The organism is Acidicapsa acidisoli, assembly GCF_025685625.1.
GTDB classification, from domain to species: Bacteria; Acidobacteriota; Terriglobia; order Terriglobales; family Acidobacteriaceae; genus Acidicapsa; species Acidicapsa acidisoli.
In genome coordinates this window covers 31,711-51,196 of record NZ_JAGSYI010000001.1, presented here as the reverse complement: position 1 = coordinate 51,196, position 19,486 = coordinate 31,711, and the positions used below count along the sequence as shown (strand labels likewise).

The following is a 19,486-nucleotide window of genomic DNA, read 5'->3' as shown; positions in this document are numbered from 1 at the left end:
ATCCTTTAACCCTAGGTCCATAGGAGGAGCAAAGTGCAGGAATCTCCAGCACTGCCGAAGAATGCGGAGCGCCTTGGAATCGTTCGACTGGCCCGGGATAGTGCGATTGAATTGATCCTGACCTCTATCCTGCTTTTCGGCGTGGTGACTATCGTGAGGTGGGTGATTGGCCCTTCACCCATTTCACGTGCGATCCCTGGGATCCATGCTGAACTCTGGATCGTCGGCGCGGCAGTTGCGATGCTTCTTGCGGGGCTGATTCTCAGCCCGCCGGGAAGAGCCTCGGGTGGGCACACAAACCCGGCAATCTCGCTGGCCATGTGGCGCTTCGGAGTCTTCCCTGGAGTTGGGGTCATCCCCTACTCCATCGCCCAGTTGCTCGGTTCTGTAGTTGGGGTCGTCGCCGCACGCTTGGTTTGGGGCCACATCGTGGCGGAGCCACCCGTGGTATATGCCGCGCTCCAGCCAAGACCCGGGTGGTCGACCTGGGAGGTATTCGTAGTCGAAGCTCTTGGGATGACTGTGATTGCGTTGGTTGTCGGGCTCTCTCTTGCGGTTCCGCGACTCACGTCCTTTGTGCCTTGGATCGTCGGAAGCCTGGTAGGTCTCGGAATTGCATTACTAGGAACTGCCACCGGGGGGAGCCTCAACCCAGCTCGCCAGTTCGGGCCTGTCGTTATTTCTGGGCAGACGCGGTTTTTGTGGGCTTACTTGCTTGCCCCAATGTTCGGCGCAGCCATTGCGGCATGGCTGCGACGGAAGATCCAGCGCCAACGCAGGGTACTTACGCATCGGCTGTGTGGCACTATCGGAGTTTCAACTGCGAAGGCGATCGAGGACGTTTCCCACCTTATTGGTGCGAATCGTATAACTGACACTCAACCGGAAACCTGATCGGCTTTGCCACAACGGAGCAGTAAATGCGAATCATGCGCATGAGAATCATAAGCTGCCTGTTGGCAGGACTCACTCTCGCTTTACTCGGGCCACAGTTATTGGCTCAGGCCGCGAATCCCGACCAAGTTCCAGAGGTCAACCGCAACTATAAGCTGCTTCGCGAGGACGAGGATTGGAGCTTCCTGAAGGATCCTAAGCTCCGAGAAGACTTTTGGGATCCGATCAAATACATCCCTCTCCGGAGGAGTGCCGATGATTGGTACATGACCATAGGTGGCGAAGCCCGCGAAGTCTGGGAGCAGATAGGAAACGACAACTGGGGTCAGTCGCCTTATTGGAATGGGTATCTCAATGAAAGGTACATGCCGTATTTTGACCTGCACTATGGAAGACACCTCCGTACCTTTGTGGAACTGAAGAGTGGATTGAATTCATTCCGTCGAGGTGGCCCGCGTCCCATCGACGAAAAGAAGCTTGATTTTCAGGCCGCATTCCTTGAAGTTGGTGGATCCTCTGGCCAGAAGTCGATCCACCTCAGAGTCGGCAGGCAAGAGTTAGAGTATGGGTCCGGACGGTTGATCGATGTGCGCGAGGGCCCAAATGTCAGACTGAGTTTTGACGGCTTCATGCTGAAGAGCAAAATCGACTCATGGCAGATTGATGGATTTGCTATGCGGCCGGACGAAGATAACCCCGGTTTTTTCGACAATTCGCCGGACCACGCAGTGGGTTTCTGGGGCATCTATGCCACCAGACCCATACCGCGTCAATCGTCTTTAGACTTGTACTACTTAGGCCTCGAAAGGAAGGATGCGGCTTTCCAGCGAGGAACGGCCCAGGAGTTACGTCACTCCCTTGGGGTTAGAGTTTCACGCCCCATCGCCACCGAAAAGCCGGGATGGGACTTTGACGATGACGCACTCTGGCAGTTTGGCACATTTGGTTCGGCGAATATCAAGGCATGGACGATTGCAACCGAGACCGGGTACCGAATTCCAACCATTCTCCTGAAGCCCCGCTTTAGTGCCAAAGCTGACATTTCCAGTGGCGATCACCCGACTACAAACACCTTGGGAACGTTCAATCCACTATTTCCAAAAGGCAACTACTTTGGCGTCCTGGCTACAACGGGGCCCGGCCCCATCAACTTCATCGACGTTCATCCTCACGTCGAAACGTCGCTTCCGCATGATGTGTCTCTGTCCGTTGATTGGATAGTTCAGTGGCGAGAGAGCCTTACGGACGGCGTCTACGCGGTGCCTGGGTTCTTGATCAGAGCGGGGAATGATGGTCAGGCACGATTCGTCGGCCACAGGCCGGGCACGGAGGTTCGCTGGCAAGCCAACCCGCATGTATGGTTTCAGGCTGACTACGGAATTTTCTACGCCGGCAAGTTCCTGAAGGAGACTCAGCCCGGCCGCAATCTCAATTACTGGGCGTTTTGGGCCGGGTACAAATTTTAGGAAGCATCTCGCGGGCTGCAGTTTTCCAATTGACCTGTGCGGTGATTATCCGTTCATTCTTGCGAACTTTTGACATCCACCCAAAGGGTAGACGTTGAACTGCCTTAAATGATCGTGCTTCTTTGCACCCGAAGCCGCAAGATCGAACCTTGAGAGCCCGACGATCGGAGGGAGAGCCCAATGGAGATGACGAAGGACACGCTTCGCGCGGAAAGGTGGTTACATTTCTCGTTCGCATTGCTGACATTTGTCACAGGCCTGATTGATGCTGCCAGTTATCTCTCAATGGGCCATATCTTCACAGCAAACATGACCGGGAATATTGTACTGCTCGGTCTGGCTGTGGCGAATGTACCTGGACTTTCGGTGCTTCGGTCGATAGCTGCTCTAATCTTCGCGTTCGCGGGCGGCATTGTATCGGGACGACTCGAGCATTGGACTGCAAAATGGCGCAGGAGCCATTGGCTCGGATTGGCAGCTGCGATGGAGACCGCTCTACTGTTTGTGGCTTGCATGTTGTTGGTGATGCAGCATGAGTCTGTGGTCCTTCCGATCAGTAGTTTGTACGGGATCATTGCACTCACCGCTTTGGCCATGGGCATTCGAAACGGCACTGTGCGGAGGCTAGGAGTGCCGGATATCACGACTACTGTGTTGACGCTGACTGTAGCTGCTTTAGCCTCGGAATCCTCTTTGGCGGGAGGAAATAATCCGCGATGGGGACGACGCATTTCTGCCGTCTTCTCGATGTTCTTTGGTGCAGCAGTTGGCGCGTTTCTTCTCCAACATTCTCTTGCTCTTGTGTTTGGCTTGGCCGCATTTATCACTTTGACGGCAATGATCATCCAGTGTTTTCGCAGCGACACCATCCAGGAGTTAACGGCAGCGTCACATAAATGAAAGCATTCGCGGTGCTGCTCAAATGAGCAATGTGCGCTCCTCATCCGTCGTAGGCAGGATCGATGACGCTTATCCGGGCTCAAGAGTAACTGAGATTTGATTGTCGTTGTGATTTGAACGGGAGGAATAGGGATGTTGAAGAATCTTTCGTTGACTTTCGAGAAGATCTTGGGCTTTCTGGTTCCCTCTCTCGTGGGGGTGACGTTCTTCTTCGCCATCATCGGAGTGTTCGGACTTGGGATTGCAGTCGCGGGACTGCTGGTGGCCGTCATAGGCGCTGTCGTCCTCATGCGCCGGGTTCCCGCAGAAGGAGACGCAAGATGAGCCTGAATCCAGCTACGCTCGCCCGCGTGCAATTCGCGTTCACGGTGAGCTTTCACATTATCTTTCCTACCATGTCCATTGGGCTTGCCATGTTCCTTGCTGTGATAGAAGGTCTCTGGCTCAAGACTAGGGATGGACTTTACCTCGAAATCTATCGCTTCTGGCAGAGCATTTTTGCAATGGGCTTCGGAGTCGGAGTAGTAACCGGCATCGTTCTCTCCTTTGAGTTTGGTCTGGGCTTTGCGAAGTTTGCACAGCTTGCCGGGCCGGCGATCGGGCCCATGATCGCCCTCGAAGTACTCACTTCTTTTTTCCTTGAAGCGGGTTTCCTCGGGATCATGCTCTTTGGAATGAATCGAGTGGGGCCCAAGCTCCATTTTTTTGCTACATGCATGGTGGCGCTTGGCACAATGCTGTCAGCATCATGGATCCTCTCAGCCAACAGTTGGATGCAGACGCCGGACGGTGTAGCAGTCCATGATGGCCGGCTGGTCGTCATCAATTGGTGGCATGTAGTAAACAACCCCTCCTGGCTTGTCCGCTTGCCGCACATGCTTAGCGCGGCATACCTGACCTCCTCGTTTCTTGTGGCGGGTGTTGGTGCATGGTACCTGCTGCAGGGCAAGCATCTTGCTTTCGCAAAAAAGAGCGTGGCGCTGGGCACAGCATTTGCGACTGTGCTCATTGTGGGTCAGGTCTTTATCGGCGATATTCTCTACGGCACGATGCTTAAGCACCAGCCCTCGAAGATGCAGGCAGCCGAGGGGTTTTGGGAGAAGGAGTCAGCATCGCCGGCTCCCTACTACTGGGTGATCGCTCCCGACCAGAAGGAACAGCGGAATCGTTTCGCTCTCGGAATTCCATATTTAGGCAGCATCTGGCTCACGCACAGTCTTCATGGCCGAGTGGAGGGTCTGAAGAACACCCCACGAGATGCGCAACCGATCATGGGCATGGTCTTTTACGGGTTTCGCATTATGTACGGCATTGCCATCCTGATGTTCGCCGTGGCAACGGCCTCATTGTGGCTCAGATGGAAACGCCGACTCTTTACAACGAAGTGGTTTCTTCGCTGCTTGGTGACGATGACGCCCTCCGGTATCCTTGCCACGCTTGGCGGATGGTATCTGGCCGAGACTGGCCGCCAGCCCTGGGTGATATTTGGCATGTTGAGAACCATCGATGCCGTTTCGCCGGTGCCAGCGCAGACGCTGCTCGCGACGCTGATCGCCTTTGTTTGTATTTACGCGTTCTTTATGACTGCATTTCTCATTTTCGTAGCACGCATTATCCGGAGGGGGCCGGAATCGGCTTCGATCCATGCTGAGGCATCCGGATCTCTCAAGAACGCGCTCCGTCCGCAAGTGCTGGACCGCGCGAACGCCAATGCCGCGGCGGGGAGGTAGCCCGATGGACATGCCTCTCCTTTGTGCCGTATTCGCTGCGCTCTCCGTAACGTTTTATGTGTTGCTCGATGGCTTCGACCTCGGAGTGGGCGCTTTGCTCTTGTTACAACCGCACGAGAAATCGAGAGACCATATGGTCGATTCCATCACGCCGACGTGGGACGGAAACGAGACCTGGTTGATCATGACTGGGGTGACGCTGCTAGCCGCGTTCCCGATCGCATATGGCATTCTCATGCCAGCACTCTATATTCCGATTATCGTGATGCTGCTGTCATTGGGTCTGCGCGGTGTCACATTTGAGTTTCGTTCGCAGATGAAGTCCTACCGTCGCAGGTGGGACGTAATCTTCGCCGTCGGGTCGATCGTGGCAGCATGTATGCAAGGTCTGATTCTGGGCGCGCTGCTTCAGGGTGTATCGGTCCAGGGGGTCACGTTTAGCGGGAGCGTCCTTGATTGTATTCGGCCATTCCCTGCGCTTTGCGCCCTCTGCGTGCTCGCGGGATACGTCGTACTCGGCGGCTGTTGGCTCCAATTCAAGGCCACGGCGCAATTGCACGGATTTTTGGGACGAACGTTGCGCATTGCATTGCCGCTGTTTATGGTCTCCTTCTTTGCGGTCGGAGGGATGTCGCTTTTCGTCCAGCCAGGTATCTTGGCTGCATGGCAGAACCACCCGGTTCTGCTCGGAACTCTGAGCTGTATCGTACTATTGGCGGCTTTCATTCTGTTTGGAAGTATCGGGAAGCGCCCAGATGTTCGCCCCCTGATTGCAGGCTTGGTGATGATCGCCGCTGGGATCGGAGGTCTTGCAATCCTCGTATTTCCAACGATTGTACCGTTCCGCATTTCCATTTGGGACGCGTCTAGCTCACGCCTGAGCCAGATTTTTCTGCTCACTGGAGCCATCGTTGTCACACCTGTGGTGCTCGGGTATTCGTTCTTCGCCTATTGGGTATTTCGCGGCAAGACCCCGGAGAAGGGATGGGACGGATATGAGTGAGCGGAAAAAGCGGTTGCTGTGGTTCGCGGGAATCTACGTAAGCTCATTGATCGTCTTCGTATTCGTTACGTATTTGTTGCGAGCTGCTTTGCGGCTGCTTTGAACGGTAAGCAGGCATTCGCGTTTTGACACGTTTCTCAGGGTCGATAGCTTAGCAGAAGTCGATAAGAGTCAGAAGTCTAAGGAGGAAGTTACACAATGAATTGCAACCGTCGTCTTTTCGCTTTTATCTTACTCGTTTTCAGCTTGGCGACGTTCTTACTCCTCAGTTGGACGCAGACGACTGAAGGCCCAGATCCCGCATCCACCGCTGCCGTGGGAGCTCAGTACGACACTACCCATGTCGATGTCTCCCCCTCCGACGTCGATGCGTTCGTTGCGAGCTTTCTCGGAACCTTCGGAGGTAAGAGCACGAAGCAGGTCATTGCCAGGGTAACGCCGACACCCAGCACAACTACATCGCAACTCTTGCAAATGAAGGTTGCCGCAGTAAGGACGCATCGCGACTTTACCGAACGATCAACACTAATCGTGTAATGCTGTCCCCCGTGAAAGGAGACTCAATGCGTATCACCAAATCCTTTGGCGTAATTGCCGTCGCGATCATTCTGAGTACGGGAATTGCTCGTCTGTTCCCGACGCGGAGCACCGCCCTGGAAGTCGCCTATGCTGCTACCGTTACGCCCAACGTGACCGTGGGGCCGCAATACGATACGACCCACGTCTACGTCGCGCCCGAGGACTTCGATCGCTTCGTCGCTAGCCTTGTAGCAACCTTCGGCGGAACCACATCCAAACAGGGCGTCTTTACCGTGACGCCAACTCCGAGCAGCACCATGTCCCAGTTGGTGCTGACCCCTGTGGGAACACTGTCGGTTTTCGGGTTCAAGACGCCGGTTCCGTATCCGTTTGGCGCAGAGCGAACGGGCTACCTCGTAATCGATCTTGATGAGGCGATTCAGGCCGCTCGCACGACAGGCGCCGACGTTCTTGTGACTTCGTTCAATGACCCAATCGGACGAGATGCCATTATCCAATGGCCGGGCGGCGTGAACACGCAGCTCTATTGGCACACAACCACCCCGTCCTATAAAGCTCTTCAAACCATTCCGGAAAACCGTGTCTATGTGTCCGCCGATCGCGTGGCTGCCTTCGTAGACAGCTTTCTCGCCTTTAGTCATGGGAATGTGATCGCTGATGACGCGCACGCTCCCGGTGTCGAGATCGGACGGCCGAGTGACACTTATCGGCGAATCCGTATTCAATCCAACTTCGGCAAGCTGACGGTTCTCGTAACCGATGGCCATCTTCCGTATCCATACGGGCACGAGACGACGGGCTACGAGGTTTCGGATCTCGCGGCTACCCTCGCCAAGGCCAAGGCTGCGGGAGTCCAGGTACTGGTTCCTCCCTATACTGCCGACCAGCGAACCTCAGCCGTTGTCCAATTCCCCGGCGGGTACATTGCAGAGATCCACTCGATCACCGGTAAGCCGAACTGATGTTGAGGAAGCACCTTAATGGGAGATGTTTCTTGGAGCCGTCGCGGGCGCTCTGGTTCTGTGCCACTCGGTTCTAAACTTACTCGGACTTTCGGCTTTGCTCGTAGCCAGTTGTGCCGTTCTGCAACCTTTCCGCGAGGAAACAAGTCATGAAGTCGAACTGAAGGGAGCGACATGATCGGGCCGGCCAGCGCAAAGAGTGAGAATTCTCTCTCTTCACTGTCTGCAGAAAAGAGAGAACAGTTTCGATCTGCGTTCTTTCATGTCGCTCCGTCAATGTTTCTGGGAGCGCTCGATCAAACTATTATCGCCGCAGCCTTACCAGCGATTACGGGTTCGCTCGGCGGACTCTCCTACCTCGCTTGGGTAGTTACCGCGTACCTCATTGCAGCAACTGTGGCTGCTCCGCTCTATGGACGCATGGGAGACGCATACGGGCGAAGGCGCATGCTATTGTGGGCGCTCTGCCTATTTGTCGCCGGCTCGGTTGCGTGCGCGCTTGCCCCCACCCTTTTCATTCTGATTTGTGCTCGCGCGCTGCAAGGTCTTGGCGGTGGCGGTCTGATGACCCTGGCGCAAGCACTCCTCGGCGAAGTCGTTTCTCCAAAAGAGAGGGGAAGAATTCAGGGATGGCTGGGAGCCAATTTTGCCCTTGCCAGCACACTCGGCCCGGTAATTGGCGGCGTTCTCTCGCAACACCTCGGCTGGCGCAGCATCTTTTGGCTCAATATCCCGCTCGGGCTAGGCGCCGCTTGCGCAGCCTTGCGCATTAAAACATCCCCGGGAACAGGGATCTGTCGATTGGATTACGCCGGAACAACCGTCTTCGCAGCTTCGACCGTAGCAGTTCTTTTCAGTTTGAGCATCGGCGGTCATGAAATCGCCTGGACGTCCCCGGTCCTGCTTACGATCGCGAGCCTGGGAGTAGCAGGACTTGTTCTTCTCCGCCCAATCGAGCAGAAGACGCAGCAACCGCTCATTTCTCCGCAACTGATCGGAGAGCCCGTCATCTGGCGCGCATCGTTGACGGTTCTTCTTTTCGCGGCGGTTCTTTTCGGCTTGATCGTTCAATTGCCGGTTTTCTTTCAAACAGTGTTCCGAACGAGCGCGACTACCTCCGGACTCCTTCTGATCCCGCTCACTCTGGCCCAGGTGGTTGTTTCCACCGCAACAGGTGTGCGAATTTCAACAACCGGACATCCTCGGACGCCGATGGCTGTTGGTTTGTCGATCGTAGCGGCCGTTTTTTTTGTACTCGCAGCTGGAATCAAATTGGGAACCGTGTTCACCGCGCTGCTAACACTTCTGATCGGGGCCGGCCTTGGATCGACGATGCCCGCCGCGCAGACCATGGTGCAATGGGCGGCAGGGAAAGATCGTCTGGGCGTTGCTACGGCGACTGTGTCGTTCAGTCGCACGATTGGGGGCGCAACAGGGGCCGCGATCTCTTCCGCGGTATTGCTTGGAGCTTTGCAAGTTGTCGATCCGAACGCACGGGCCATCCTTAGCCATGAACTTTCCTCGATTGCTTCGAGCCGTGTCGAGCCTTCTCAGATAGCGCCGGCATTGATGGCGGCATACCGATGGGTATTTTTCGCATTAGGAGGGCTTTCCGTGTGTGCCGCCGTTGTCGCCTGGTCGATTCCGAATCTCGATTTGGCGGGCAGTCCGGCCAGTGCTTTGGCAACATCCTCTTTGGACCGTAATTGAAAACTGTCCTTCGCGCGGGACGCTTAGTCGCTACTTCTCTGCCGGCCACCAACAGTTTACCGACACCATGAGTTTTCACGCTGCGTAGGACGAGCGCGGTAACCGAGGAATAAAGAGCCGTCCGCTTGTGAGTATAAGGGCGTGCACATCAGAACCTCTCAGGAGAATGCGTGACGGGATTGCGCCCGCTGCAGGTCAATCCGCTTTTGCCTTGACGTCATAAATTCGACGCGCGACGAACGCCGGCGAAATCCGCCGCTTCACAACCCTTTTCGATTCAGAGATGCCACGGCATTGCTTTCTTGGCACTTCGCGTGCTCATTCCCAGTCGTGCGGAGAATGACTTGTTGATTCTCCGCATACGAGATGACCCGCGTTGTAGAGGGGACGCGAGAGGTCAAACGCGGTTAGGAAACACACACGAACGCCACGCGCATAACGTGGATCGAAAGGAAACAAACGATGTCGTCAAAAACCAGTGCGGCAAGATTGGGTTTGGTCGATCCCGAAACCGCTTCACCTTCAGTGAAGCAGGCACTTGCGAAGCTTCCGGCGGTCAACGGGTTACGCGCTATGGCAAATGCAGAATCGCTCTATCCGGCCTACATCGATTTTCTTTTGTTACTTTTCCGGCCTTTGGAAATCGATCCCGCACTGGAGCGCATGATTGCCCTGAGGGTCGCGACGTTGCAAGAGTGCTTATATATCTGGCGGAATAATGTGGTCGTGGCTCGTAGCGTCGGGATGACGGAAGAGCAGATCTCCGTCCTGGAACGTGGCGACACTGTTGCGAAATCCTTCTCCCCAGCACAACAAGCAGCCTTTGCTTTTACCGACGAAGTAGTGTTCAGGGTGGAAGCCACGGATGCTACTTACGATCGGGCGAAACAGTACTTTTCCGATCGCGCGCTCACCGAGATTCTATTTGTAATCGGCAACTATATGTTGGTTGCGCGTGTGATCAGGACTGGTCGCGTTCCTTTGGATGAAAAGCCGACACCGTTCCCACAGCAAGGTGCATAAAAGGATAGTCCTACAAACAATTCTCTTACGAGGTGAGGTATGAGTATTGGGCTTCTGCTTCTGAGACTGGCTGTGGGGCTCACTCTGGCAGCGCACGGCACACAAAAACTGTTTGGATGGTTCGGGGGACCAGGGCTTAGCGCCACGGGAGGACCTTCCGAGTCTGCCGGAGTTGTTCAGGATGGGAAAGCAGCCCGAATCGCGTCCCGTGTGCGCTTCTAGTTCTCTAGGGTCGGAACGCACACCGCGGACCCATCATGGTAGGTGAAGATGAGTACTCTTTCAAAACGTTGGCTCGTCACAGGAGGAACGCTTTGTTTGATTGTCGTCATCGCCCTGATCGTTGTGGCGATCCCCTCGAAACACGTATCCAGTGTCGCGACGGGAGCGCCTCCGGATGTGATGGTGGCGCCGGTCGAACAGAAGGATGTGACCCCCTATAGCGAATGGATCGGTACGTTGGACGGATTCGAGAATGCCGCCGTCAAGGCGCAAGTCACAGGTTACTTGCGCCGGCAAGCCTACCAAGAAGGCGCGTTGGTCCAGAAGGGTCAACTCCTGTTCGAGATCGATCCGCGACCCTTTCAGGCGGCTCTCGACCAAGCCGAAGGACAGCTAGCACAGGCCACCGCGCAGCTTGCTAACGCCGAAGCTGTTCAAGTCCGCACCCGGCTCGATGTGGAGCGGTACACTCCGCTGGCGAAGGAGCAGGCAGCGAGCCAGCAGGATCTCGACAATGCCACTCAGAACAACCTTGCGGCGATAGCGACCGTGCAGACTGCCAAGGCTCAAATCAAAACAGCAGCGGCTGCGGTCGAAACGGCGAAGGTCAATCTCGGGTTTACTCGGCTTCTCGCCCCCATAAGTGGAATTGCCGGACAAGCCCAGCTTCAGGTCGGCGCCCTGGTTGACGCGAGCAGCCCACCGGTCACTACGGTCTCGACGGTTGAACCGATCAAGGTTTTTTTTACTGTGAGCGAGCCGGAATACCTTGAGTTCAACAGGCAATACCCGAGCGTAGCCAGCCGGATGGCGCAGAGGAGGCAGATGCCGCTCACGCTAATCTTGGCTGACGGTACAACCTATCCAAGGGCGGGGGAAATCTACTTCGCGGACCGCGAAGTGAATCAGAGCACTGGCGCGATCCGGATCGCAGGGCTGTTTCCCAATCCGGGGAATATTCTGCGTCCAGGCGGATACGGCAAAGTGCGTGCGGCGACGCGAATCCAAAAGGATGCCCTCCTAATTCCCCAACGTGCGGTTACAGAACTTCAAGGCAGCTATCAGGTAGCCCTCCTCGACAGCGAGAACAAAGTGAGCATTCAGCCGGTGGAGGTCGGTGAACGCTTTGGCTCCCTGTGGATCATTCAAAAAGGACTGAAACCCGGCGACCGTGTCGTAGCCGAGGGCATACAACATGTGCGCGCCGGTATGCAGGTGAATCCCAAGCCGTTCGTCGATCAGGCCGCCGAGGCGAAGGAGAGGTAGCCCAGATGTCAAAATTCTTCATCAACCGTCCGATCGTGGCGATCGTGATCGCGATTCTTATGGTGATAGTCGGCGCGGTCACCGTTGCGAGCCTGCCGGTGGCGCAGTTTCCTAACATCGCCCCGCCGGAGGTCCGATTGCAGGCCACGTACACCGGTGCAGACGCGCTGGCTCTCGAGCAATCCGTGGACACGCCGATCGAGGAGCAGATCAACGGCGTGGACAACATGACTTACATGTATTCGTTGAACGCCACGGCCAATCAGCAGACGACCATCTTTGTTGATTTTGATCTCAAAACGGACCCGAACACAGACCAGCTTCTCACCCAGTCACGCGAGCAACTAGCCGTCGGTCAGCTTCCACCCGAAGTTAACGCCTACGGTATATCCATCAAAAAGTCCACGACCTCGCCGCTTATGCTGATCGCCGTATCTTCGCCGCACGGCACGTACGATGCGACGTTCCTGGCCAACTATGCCAACATCAACCTCAATGATCCGGTCGCACGGTTGTATGGTGTCGGACAGACGCAGGTCTTCGGCGCGGGGCAGTATGCCATGAGGCTTTGGGTAAAGCCCGACCAATTGGCGAAACTGGGAATCACCGTCACGGACATCGCCAACGCCATCCAGACACAGAACACAGTGAATCCGGCTGGTCAGGTGGGCGGCGAGCCGGCGCCCGCCGGTCAACAATTCACGTACGCCGTACTCGCTCAAGGGCGGTTGACGTCCCCGGAACAATTTGGAAACGTCGTCGTCCGTGAAACTCCGGATGGCGGAATCGTCCGAGTGAAAGACATCGCCCGGGTCGAACTGGGCGCGCAGGCTTATAACGAAGTTGGCCGCTTGAATGGTAAGCCCGCCGCGGTACTCGCCGTTTACCAGTTGCCCGGCTCCAATGCGGTCCAAACCGCCGCCGGCGTCCGAAGGCTGATGGCCCAGATGAAGGAGCACTTCCCGCAGGACATGGATTACGCCATATCGCTTGATCAGACAAAAGCGGTTACAGAAGGCATGAAGGAGATTGTCGAAACTCTTTTGATCGCCATCGTGCTGGTCATCCTTGTCGTCTTCGTATTCCTGCAAGACTGGCGCGCTACGCTGATCCCCATGGTGGCCGTACCCGTCTCGCTGGTGGGAACATTTTTGCTCTACCCGGCCTTCGGCTTCTCCCTCAATACTCTTTCCATGTTCGGGTTAGTGCTGGCCGTCGGACTGGTGGTGGACGATGCCATTGTCATCGTCGAAGGCGTACAACGCCACATCGAGGAGGGTCTTGCTCCCAAGGATGCAGCGCGAAAAGCAATGGACGAACTCACGGGCCCGGTCGTCGGAATCGCCCTGGTGCTGTCTGCAGTATTCGTACCCACCGCCTTTATCCCCGGCATCACGGGGCGACTCTACCAGCAATTCGCCGTGACCATCGCGATCTCTGTAATCCTCTCTGCGTTTAACGCGCTCACGCTAAGCCCCGCGCTGGCCTCACTGATGCTCCGGCGAAAGCAGGAGAGCCATAGGCTGCTGCAAAGGTTCTTTGACGGGTTCAATCGCATCTTCGAACGCGCCACGCACAGCTACGTCCGGCTGTCCGGCGTGCTTATCCGAAAAGGCGTCCTGGTGATGGTGTTGCTTGCGGGCTTTGGGCTTGCCGCATTTCTCTTTGGCAGCCGGCTACCATCCAGCTTCCTGCCAGATGAAGACCAGGGCTATTTCTTCATCAACATGCAGCTTCCGAATGCAGCTTCGCTGGAGCGTACCGGCGAGGCGGCGAGACAGGTCGAGAAGATCCTCGCCGAGACCCCAGGCGTCCAATACACGACCAGTGTTATTGGCTTCAGCTTGCTAAGCTTTGTCCAGACAAGTTACAACGGTTTCTTTTTCATCACTCTGAAGCCATGGAGTGCCCGCGAAACCAGAGCGGAACAATTTCAGGAAATCAAGGCCCGCGTGAACCAGCAGTTGAGCAAGCTTCCGCAGGGGACCGTTTTCAGCTTCTCGCCACCAGCCATCCCCGGAGTCGGCACTGCTGGCGGATTTCAGTTCGTGCTGGAAGATCGTGCCGGACGGGACGTCCAGTTTCTTGCAGACAATCTGCAGAAGTTCATGACAGCGGCTCGCAAGCGCCCCGAAATTGGCTCGCTCAACACGACGTTCATACCGAGCGCGCCGCAACAATTCGTGCAGGTGGATCGGGAAAAGGTTCTGAAGCAGGGTGTGGCGATCAGCGATGTTTACCAGGCCATTCAGGCTTTCATGGGCGGGCTGTTCATCAACTACTACAACAATTTCGGTCGTACCTGGCAGGTGTATGTGGAAGCGGAAGCGCCTTACCGCGCGGATCTGACCAACATAGGCCAGTTCTACGTACGCAACAATACAGGGGAAATGGTGCCGCTCACTGCACTGACGAGGTTTGAGTCTCGTTCCGGCCCGGAGTTCACGATGCGCTACAACGAGTATCGCTCAGCCCAAATCAACGGCAGCGCTGCGCCGGGCTATAGCTCCGATCAGGCGACAGCGGCGATGGAGGACGTATTCAAGCAGACGATGCCTGCCGGCGAAATGGGCTTTGATTATATGGGCATGTCTTATCAAGAGCAGCAGGCACGGGAAGGTGTTCCGGCCTCGGTCATCTTCGGCTTCTCGCTTTTGTTTGTGTTTCTGATCCTCGCAGCCCTGTACGAAAGCTGGTCATTACCTTTCAGCGTGTTGTTGAGTACGCCGGTCGCGGTATTCGGTGCCTTTGCGGTGTTGTGGCTGCGCCGGGTCGTGCTCAGTGCCTTCTATCCGGCCTACATGGTCCAGATCGAAACCGATGTGTACTCGCAAATTGGGTTGGTGATGCTCATCGGCCTGGCGGCCAAGAACGCAATTCTGATCGTCGAGTTCGCCAAGGAACAATATGAACAACAGGGTAAGCCCCTGGCGGATGCAGCGCTGGAAGGCGCCCGTCTTCGCCTGCGGCCGATCTTAATGACCTCGTTCGCGTTCATTCTCGGGTGCGTGCCGCTATGGATTGCGACCGGGGCCGGCTCGGTGGCTCGCCAAATTATGGGGACTGCTGTGATCGGCGGCATGCTCGCCGCGAGCGCGATCGGAATTTTTCTTATCCCAGCGATCTTTTATCTCGTCGAGAAATGGTCGGGTGCTGGCGAGGACCACGTCCCTGCTCCAGTGCCGGCCTCACCAGAGCCATCGGCGGGAGACTGAGATGCGCCACCGACTCATGGACAAGCGACGGAGCGATTTTATGAAAAGGCCGTGGGTATTGGTTACAGTGATCCTTGCACCGAGTCTGATCAACGGGTGCATGGTCGGCCCCAAGTACCATCGGCCCGTTGTTCAAACGCCAACCGTCTACCGCGATCTGAGCGAAAACCCCCAGGCCCAAGCACAGGCAGCCTCCTACGCCGATCTCCGCTGGTGGCAAGTCTTCCAGGATCAGCAACTGCAAGAACTCATTCGCACGGCTTTGAAGCAAAACTATGACTTGCAACTTGCGACGGAGCGTATCATCGCCGCGCGCGCGCAACTTGCCGTCACGCGTTCCAGTCTATTCCCGCAGATCCAGGGCAACGGCAATTTCACTGGTGGAAAAGAAGGTACCTTCCAAACTAACTACAATTTTCTGACTCTCACGACCGACGCAGCATTCCAACTGGACCTATTCGGAAGGCTGCGCAGCGCGACCGCGGCGTCACGCGCCCAACTCCTCGCAACAGAGGATGCGCGGCATACGGTGATACTCACGCTGGTAAGCGACGTGGCGAGTGACTACTTCACGCTCCTGCAGCTTGATCTCGAACTCCAGATCACGCGAGACACGGTTAAGACACAGAAAGATTCCGTCAAGCTGACTTCGTTCAGACTTGACCACGGCGTCGCCACAAAGCTAGATGTGCTTCAGGCTCAGCAAGTGCTTGACACCGCAAATGCGACGATCCCGGACATCGAGAGGCAGATTGGCCAGGAGGAAGATGCCATCAGCACACTCCTCGGCAATTACCCGCAAGGCGTGCCGCGTGGACAGCCACTCGAATGGCAGGTGCTTCCTCCTGAGGTGCCCCCAGGTGTGCCTTCCTCGCTGCTCGAGCGACGGCCCGATATTCGCGAAGCCGAGCAAACGCTGGTTGCTGCGAATGCCGAAGTTGGCGTCGCCAAAGCTGAGTTCTTTCCACAAATCTCGCTGACAGGCTCCGGCGGCGGCGCCTTCGGACGGAGCAGCGCATTCTCCAGCCTGATGGGCTCGCACATTGGAATCTGGTCTTACGGCGCCCAGGTGAGCCAGCCCATCTTCACCGGGGGTGCGCTGCGGGGAAACCTGCATCTTGCCGAATCGCAACACCAGCAGGCTTTGATTGCCTACAAGGAGGCCATTCAGCACGCCTTCGGAGATGTGTCCGATGCCCTGATCGGATATCAGAAATCTCATGACGTGCGAGTTCGCCAGGAGCAGACCGTCGGAGACCTGGCGGAGTCGGTCCGCCTCTCCATCATGCGCTACCGAGGCGGTACCACCACTTACCTCGAAGTCTTGGACGGCCAGCGGTCACTCTTTTCCGCTGAACTCACACTCGCCCAGGCGCGCGGCACCGAATTCCAGAACCTCGTGCAACTTTATAGAGCACTCGGCGGAGGCTGGCAGCAATAGTCCGTGAACATTGCGCCCGCTGGAAAAGCCGGTTCATAGCGGCAATGCCGACTACAAATCCTAGTGGCAACTTCTGAAAGGCCAACCATCCGCCTCGAAGTCGACATTACTATGGAAGACGAGCCAGAGCTATCAGCGACGAACCCGTGGTGTTCTCGTAAGTATGGTCTTAACACTGGAAAGTCGAATCTACGAGACGCTCAGGATAGGACAACGTGCCGCATGATCAATATTCAAGATGCGGAGCTGAACAGGGATACCTACGCTTCCCGGTCGCGAGCGTCCAACGACAACCAGATCTGCACTCAGCTGATTGGCAATGTCTGCGATGGTCGAAACGACATCACCCTCCTGCCTTAGCAATTCCACTTCATCTCCGAACTGTTGACGCATTTGTATTAACCATTTCTGAATGCCAGAGGACATTCGCGGGTCAAGTGTTTGTCTCACTGTTAGTTCTTCTCGGCTGTCTACGACGTTGAGAAACGTTACCTTAGCTTGGAAGGCATCAGCGAGTGCTCGTACCTTTTCGAGAATTCTTAGGTTCTGGAAATCCAGCGTCAAATCTCGCTCGAAATGGACCGCGCGTAGAACCCTCACTATGGACGATTTGTCGAGATCTTCCACTTGTTCTGTGACCCATACGGAGGAGGTAGATCTTTCCAGGATGGTAGCTGTGAGCATTGGCTAAGGCTACACAACTGAGGGCGACCTCTTAGCTACTTCAATTGAGATTTGGCGATAGAATATTAGTGAGTCGCAAGTCGCTCTCAATCCCCCGGAGGTCGACTCATGCTAATACTTGTTCCGTGGAAGCCCGTGGTTATTGGTTTCGGAATCCTCGCTGCGCTCATGCTGTTTAGCTATGTCGGATCGGCCCTGATCGAAGGGAAGAACCCCATTGCCCCATTTGGGGACGTTGCGAACCGCGTCACTTTCCGTCAGCCGACGGCACACTCCGCGCCAGAACACAGGCGCATTCACAAACCCAACTCGCCGAAGTCCGATTAGGCCGGCGGAGTCCACAGAATCCCGTGTATTCCGATTTTCGGAACTCGCCTACTCTTCCGGCCAATCGCGCGTTAGGTGTCGCCGAGACAGTCTGAGTGCGTGTCGCGATCCCCAATCTGCGAGGGTGCCAATCAAATGCAGTACCGCAACGCCTAATGAAGCTTCCAGCGAATACTCCACATGTCGTCGGCGGGCACTTAGATCGGACCGAACTACGATGCCGTCATCCACCATCTCGCGCAAGTGTTGGGTGAGCATCTTTTTCGAGGCGCCAGGGAAGAATTTGCGCAGCTGACTCAGCCGCATTGGTCCGAGCTGAAGCCGGGACAGGATTTTCAACTTCCACTTCCCCTGGAGGAGACTGATTGTGAGTTCGGCTGGCCATTCATTATCGGCTTGGTGACACAAACCGCTCTCTGGCAGCTCGATACGCTCCGGTCTGTACCCGGTGCCATCTACCTCAGGTTTCGGCAAGTCTCTCGATAAATGCAAACTTCGATTCATCGCCGGCTCGCCGACATCACCTTCTGACAGAATCTCGATCACGCTTCACCGCCGCTCAACGTCGAAGGATCATCTTGATTGCTGCGGGACACTCTCGCGAATTTATCCCTACATCTACTAAAGGCACCCTCAGAGGGCTTTTGGGGCAGTACGAAAGAATATTTTATGGGCCTCCGAATCCATCCGATTGAGGCCTATACTTTTGGTCATGTAGTGGTTTTCCCCCCAATGCTGAAGTTTGCATATGAAACCACGCGGTCGCATCTGGCAAGAGCTGACATGGAGTTGGGCCTCTTCGACCGGGAACCCGGCTTTGGATCAGAGACTGGACGCCGCTGCCCATACAGCCTGGCCGTACGCGAAGCTCTGCGCTTGGACATATCTCAACGATCACGCTGCTGCTAACGACATCATGGACCACGCCGTTGAGAATGCCTCCAGCTATATCTCTCGTCACGCAGAGTACTCAAAAGAGAAATTGGTACTGCGCCTCAAGAGTGTCATTCGCCGACGCGCGCAGCAGCAGTCTGCAAAATGGAGCCGCGAGATTCAATATGGCTCTTTGATTGACATGGAGAAGTTGTATATTGGTGAACCAGAGGCAGAGCAAAGGGTCTACGCAATCGAGCTCTTTGAATGCCTTTCTCCATTCGCCCAATCGATTGTGAGATGGCGCGCGCTTGGACTCTCATGGCGGAAGATCGCCGACCACCTCGAAATGGATCACACCGCCGTTCGGCGGGCATATTTCCGGGAGGTGGAGTCACTGCTCCATGATCTCTCTCAACCTGGAGAAGTGTCCAAATGTCGTTAAGATCGCGCTGGTTCTCACGAACTGAAGATCGCCTTGACGCGTGGGTAACGCAGCAGCATCAGAAACGTGTACTCGAAGGGAAGACGACGCCTGTTGGTCCCTGCCCTGATGAATCTTTCCTCCACAGCCTTGCGCGACATTCAAAGCACATCGACCTATCAGACCCGAGAGTGGATCACGCGGCGAACTGTCCCATCTGCATGAAGCGGCTGCTTACCCTCCGCCCTCAATATCTGGCTCGCCGGCGAAGGCTGGTGCTCGCCGCCGCTGCTGTTTGTTGTTGTCTGATTGTTGCTACGTTCGTCGTATTGTCTCGCCGCGGATTGGAAACCCCGCATCAAGCTGCCAATATGGCTGTAATTCCACAGACTGTAGATCTTTGGAACGCCGGAACACTTCGGAACGGCCAGCCGAGTCCGTTGCAGTCCGTGGCCTTACCTGCCTCATTGGTGAAGGTGACGATCATTCTTCCTCGCTACAGCGAACCAGGCCAATACGCGGTTGCTGTCACTCGTGATCAGACCGGCAGTGATCTACTGGCTCAGAGCATCGCTACAGCAACTGGCAACGGAGACCGCGAAGAAATATCCATCGATCTCGATTTGCGGAATTCAAAGCCGGGAGCCTATTTTCTCTCAACAACTCATGGGCAGGACCAGGCGTCGTACTACTACCCTCTCCAGATCAAATAGCAGTTCGCCGTGCCTCATCATGGATACGCGCGTCGGCCTGTCACCGCCAAAGGCGGATCATATTTAAGTAAATCAGCGAACACTTGCCGACTT

19 protein-coding genes are annotated in these 19,486 nt (G+C 55.9%); 17 read left to right on the top strand and 2 right to left on the bottom strand.

The features are described 5' to 3' along the window. Positions 1-33 precede the first annotated feature (33 nt). The 14 genes from OHL23_RS00210 to OHL23_RS00145 all read left to right on the top strand — a co-directional run bounded on the left by OHL23_RS00210 (position 34) and on the right by OHL23_RS00145 (position 16,372). Positions 34-894 (top strand): aquaporin, encoded by an 861-nt coding sequence (locus tag OHL23_RS00210; RefSeq protein WP_263349724.1) that lies wholly within the window; start codon positions 34-36, stop codon positions 892-894. Between the two features lie 26 nt (positions 895-920). Beyond that, the gene (locus OHL23_RS00205; RefSeq protein WP_263349723.1) at positions 921-2,360 is read left to right on the top strand and encodes an alginate export family protein; all 1,440 of its coding nucleotides are present in this window, start codon (positions 921-923) and stop codon (positions 2,358-2,360) included. A 180-nt stretch (positions 2,361-2,540) separates the two neighbouring features. Next, positions 2,541-3,260, top strand: a complete 720-nt coding sequence (locus OHL23_RS00200) for a YoaK family protein (RefSeq protein WP_263349722.1) — start codon at positions 2,541-2,543, stop codon at positions 3,258-3,260. Between the two features lie 132 nt (positions 3,261-3,392). Continuing rightward, positions 3,393-3,584, top strand: coding sequence for a hypothetical protein (locus OHL23_RS00195; protein ID WP_263349721.1), 192 nt, complete (start codon positions 3,393-3,395; stop codon positions 3,582-3,584). Next, the gene (locus tag OHL23_RS00190) at positions 3,581-4,990 is read left to right on the top strand and encodes a cytochrome ubiquinol oxidase subunit I (RefSeq protein WP_263349720.1); all 1,410 of its coding nucleotides are present in this window, start codon (positions 3,581-3,583) and stop codon (positions 4,988-4,990) included. Before OHL23_RS00195 ends, OHL23_RS00190 begins: the two co-directional genes overlap by 4 nt. Before the next feature lie 4 nt (positions 4,991-4,994). Next, positions 4,995-5,993 (top strand): cytochrome d ubiquinol oxidase subunit II, encoded by a 999-nt coding sequence (gene cydB / locus OHL23_RS00185; RefSeq protein WP_263349719.1) that lies wholly within the window; start codon positions 4,995-4,997, stop codon positions 5,991-5,993. A gap of 198 nt (positions 5,994-6,191) precedes the next feature. Continuing rightward, positions 6,192-6,530, top strand: a complete 339-nt coding sequence (locus tag OHL23_RS00180) for a hypothetical protein (protein ID WP_263349718.1) — start codon at positions 6,192-6,194, stop codon at positions 6,528-6,530. Between the two features lie 26 nt (positions 6,531-6,556). Further along, positions 6,557-7,495 (top strand): glyoxalase, encoded by a 939-nt coding sequence (locus tag OHL23_RS00175; RefSeq protein ID WP_263349717.1) that lies wholly within the window; start codon positions 6,557-6,559, stop codon positions 7,493-7,495. Positions 7,496-7,669: 174 nt separating this feature from the next. Beyond that, positions 7,670-9,205 (top strand): MFS transporter, encoded by a 1,536-nt coding sequence (locus tag OHL23_RS00170; RefSeq protein WP_263349716.1) that lies wholly within the window; start codon positions 7,670-7,672, stop codon positions 9,203-9,205. Between the two features lie 462 nt (positions 9,206-9,667). Next, positions 9,668-10,228 carry a carboxymuconolactone decarboxylase family protein gene (locus OHL23_RS00165; protein ID WP_263349715.1) on the top strand — a complete coding sequence of 187 codons (561 nt, stop codon included), beginning with the start codon at positions 9,668-9,670 and terminating at the stop codon, positions 10,226-10,228. Positions 10,229-10,267: 39 nt separating this feature from the next. Further along, positions 10,268-10,450 (top strand): DoxX family membrane protein, encoded by a 183-nt coding sequence (locus OHL23_RS00160; RefSeq protein ID WP_263349714.1) that lies wholly within the window; start codon positions 10,268-10,270, stop codon positions 10,448-10,450. Positions 10,451-10,498: 48 nt separating this feature from the next. After that, complete coding sequence (locus tag OHL23_RS00155) at positions 10,499-11,716, top strand: efflux RND transporter periplasmic adaptor subunit (protein ID WP_263349713.1); 1,218 nt, start codon at positions 10,499-10,501, stop codon at positions 11,714-11,716. A 5-nt stretch (positions 11,717-11,721) separates the two neighbouring features. Then, entirely contained in the window at positions 11,722-14,931 is a 3,210-nt protein-coding gene (locus OHL23_RS00150; RefSeq protein ID WP_263349712.1) for an efflux RND transporter permease subunit, read from the top strand. A gap of 40 nt (positions 14,932-14,971) precedes the next feature. Further along, positions 14,972-16,372, top strand: a complete 1,401-nt coding sequence (locus OHL23_RS00145) for an efflux transporter outer membrane subunit (RefSeq protein ID WP_263349711.1) — start codon at positions 14,972-14,974, stop codon at positions 16,370-16,372. Positions 16,373-16,561: 189 nt separating this feature from the next. Here the strand turns inward: OHL23_RS00145 and OHL23_RS28615 are convergent, their stop codons facing one another. After that, complete coding sequence (locus tag OHL23_RS28615) at positions 16,562-17,056, bottom strand: universal stress protein (RefSeq protein ID WP_396127245.1); 495 nt, start codon at positions 17,054-17,056, stop codon at positions 16,562-16,564. 108 nt (positions 17,057-17,164) lie between these two features. Here OHL23_RS28615 and OHL23_RS00140 point away from each other — a divergent pair, with 108 nt between their 5' ends. Further along, positions 17,165-17,383, top strand: coding sequence for a hypothetical protein (locus tag OHL23_RS00140; protein WP_263349710.1), 219 nt, complete (start codon positions 17,165-17,167; stop codon positions 17,381-17,383). 48 nt (positions 17,384-17,431) lie between these two features. Here the strand turns inward: OHL23_RS00140 and OHL23_RS28610 are convergent, their stop codons facing one another. Then, positions 17,432-17,887 (bottom strand): winged helix-turn-helix transcriptional regulator, encoded by a 456-nt coding sequence (locus OHL23_RS28610; RefSeq protein WP_396127309.1) that lies wholly within the window; start codon positions 17,885-17,887, stop codon positions 17,432-17,434. Between the two features lie 244 nt (positions 17,888-18,131). Between OHL23_RS28610 and OHL23_RS00135 the strand changes: the two genes are divergently transcribed. Further along, on the top strand, positions 18,132-18,701 hold the full coding sequence (locus tag OHL23_RS00135) for a sigma-70 RNA polymerase sigma factor region 4 domain-containing protein (protein WP_263349709.1): 570 nt from the start codon (positions 18,132-18,134) through the stop codon (positions 18,699-18,701). Further along, on the top strand, positions 18,692-19,393 hold the full coding sequence (locus OHL23_RS00130) for a hypothetical protein (RefSeq protein WP_263349708.1): 702 nt from the start codon (positions 18,692-18,694) through the stop codon (positions 19,391-19,393). Before OHL23_RS00135 ends, OHL23_RS00130 begins: the two co-directional genes overlap by 10 nt. Positions 19,394-19,486: the final 93 nt, after the last annotated feature.

Excerpts from the sequence above, each read along its gene's own strand:
- OHL23_RS00130 (WP_263349708.1), top strand. The coding sequence starts at position 18,692 with ATGTCGTTAAGATCGCGCTGGTTCTCACGAACTGAAGATCGCCTTGAC.
- OHL23_RS28615 (WP_396127245.1), bottom strand. The coding sequence starts at position 17,056 with ATGCTCACAGCTACCATCCTGGAAAGATCTACCTCCTCCGTATGGGTC.
- OHL23_RS00180 (WP_263349718.1), top strand. The coding sequence starts at position 6,192 with ATGAATTGCAACCGTCGTCTTTTCGCTTTTATCTTACTCGTTTTCAGC.
- OHL23_RS00175 (WP_263349717.1), top strand. The coding sequence starts at position 6,557 with ATGCGTATCACCAAATCCTTTGGCGTAATTGCCGTCGCGATCATTCTG.
- OHL23_RS00160 (WP_263349714.1), top strand. The coding sequence starts at position 10,268 with ATGAGTATTGGGCTTCTGCTTCTGAGACTGGCTGTGGGGCTCACTCTG.
- OHL23_RS00195 (WP_263349721.1), top strand. The coding sequence starts at position 3,393 with ATGTTGAAGAATCTTTCGTTGACTTTCGAGAAGATCTTGGGCTTTCTG.
- OHL23_RS00150 (WP_263349712.1), top strand. The coding sequence starts at position 11,722 with ATGTCAAAATTCTTCATCAACCGTCCGATCGTGGCGATCGTGATCGCG.
- OHL23_RS00140 (WP_263349710.1), top strand. The coding sequence starts at position 17,165 with ATGCTAATACTTGTTCCGTGGAAGCCCGTGGTTATTGGTTTCGGAATC.
- OHL23_RS00165 (WP_263349715.1), top strand. The coding sequence starts at position 9,668 with ATGTCGTCAAAAACCAGTGCGGCAAGATTGGGTTTGGTCGATCCCGAA.
- OHL23_RS00155 (WP_263349713.1), top strand. The coding sequence starts at position 10,499 with ATGAGTACTCTTTCAAAACGTTGGCTCGTCACAGGAGGAACGCTTTGT.
- OHL23_RS00145 (WP_263349711.1), top strand. The coding sequence starts at position 14,972 with ATGAAAAGGCCGTGGGTATTGGTTACAGTGATCCTTGCACCGAGTCTG.
- cydB (WP_263349719.1), top strand. The coding sequence starts at position 4,995 with ATGGACATGCCTCTCCTTTGTGCCGTATTCGCTGCGCTCTCCGTAACG.
- OHL23_RS00200 (WP_263349722.1), top strand. The coding sequence starts at position 2,541 with ATGGAGATGACGAAGGACACGCTTCGCGCGGAAAGGTGGTTACATTTC.
- OHL23_RS00190 (WP_263349720.1), top strand. The coding sequence starts at position 3,581 with ATGAGCCTGAATCCAGCTACGCTCGCCCGCGTGCAATTCGCGTTCACG.
- OHL23_RS00205 (WP_263349723.1), top strand. The coding sequence starts at position 921 with ATGCGAATCATGCGCATGAGAATCATAAGCTGCCTGTTGGCAGGACTC.
- OHL23_RS28610 (WP_396127309.1), bottom strand. The coding sequence starts at position 17,887 with ATGAATCGAAGTTTGCATTTATCGAGAGACTTGCCGAAACCTGAGGTA.
- OHL23_RS00135 (WP_263349709.1), top strand. The coding sequence starts at position 18,132 with ATGAAACCACGCGGTCGCATCTGGCAAGAGCTGACATGGAGTTGGGCC.
- OHL23_RS00170 (WP_263349716.1), top strand. The coding sequence starts at position 7,670 with ATGATCGGGCCGGCCAGCGCAAAGAGTGAGAATTCTCTCTCTTCACTG.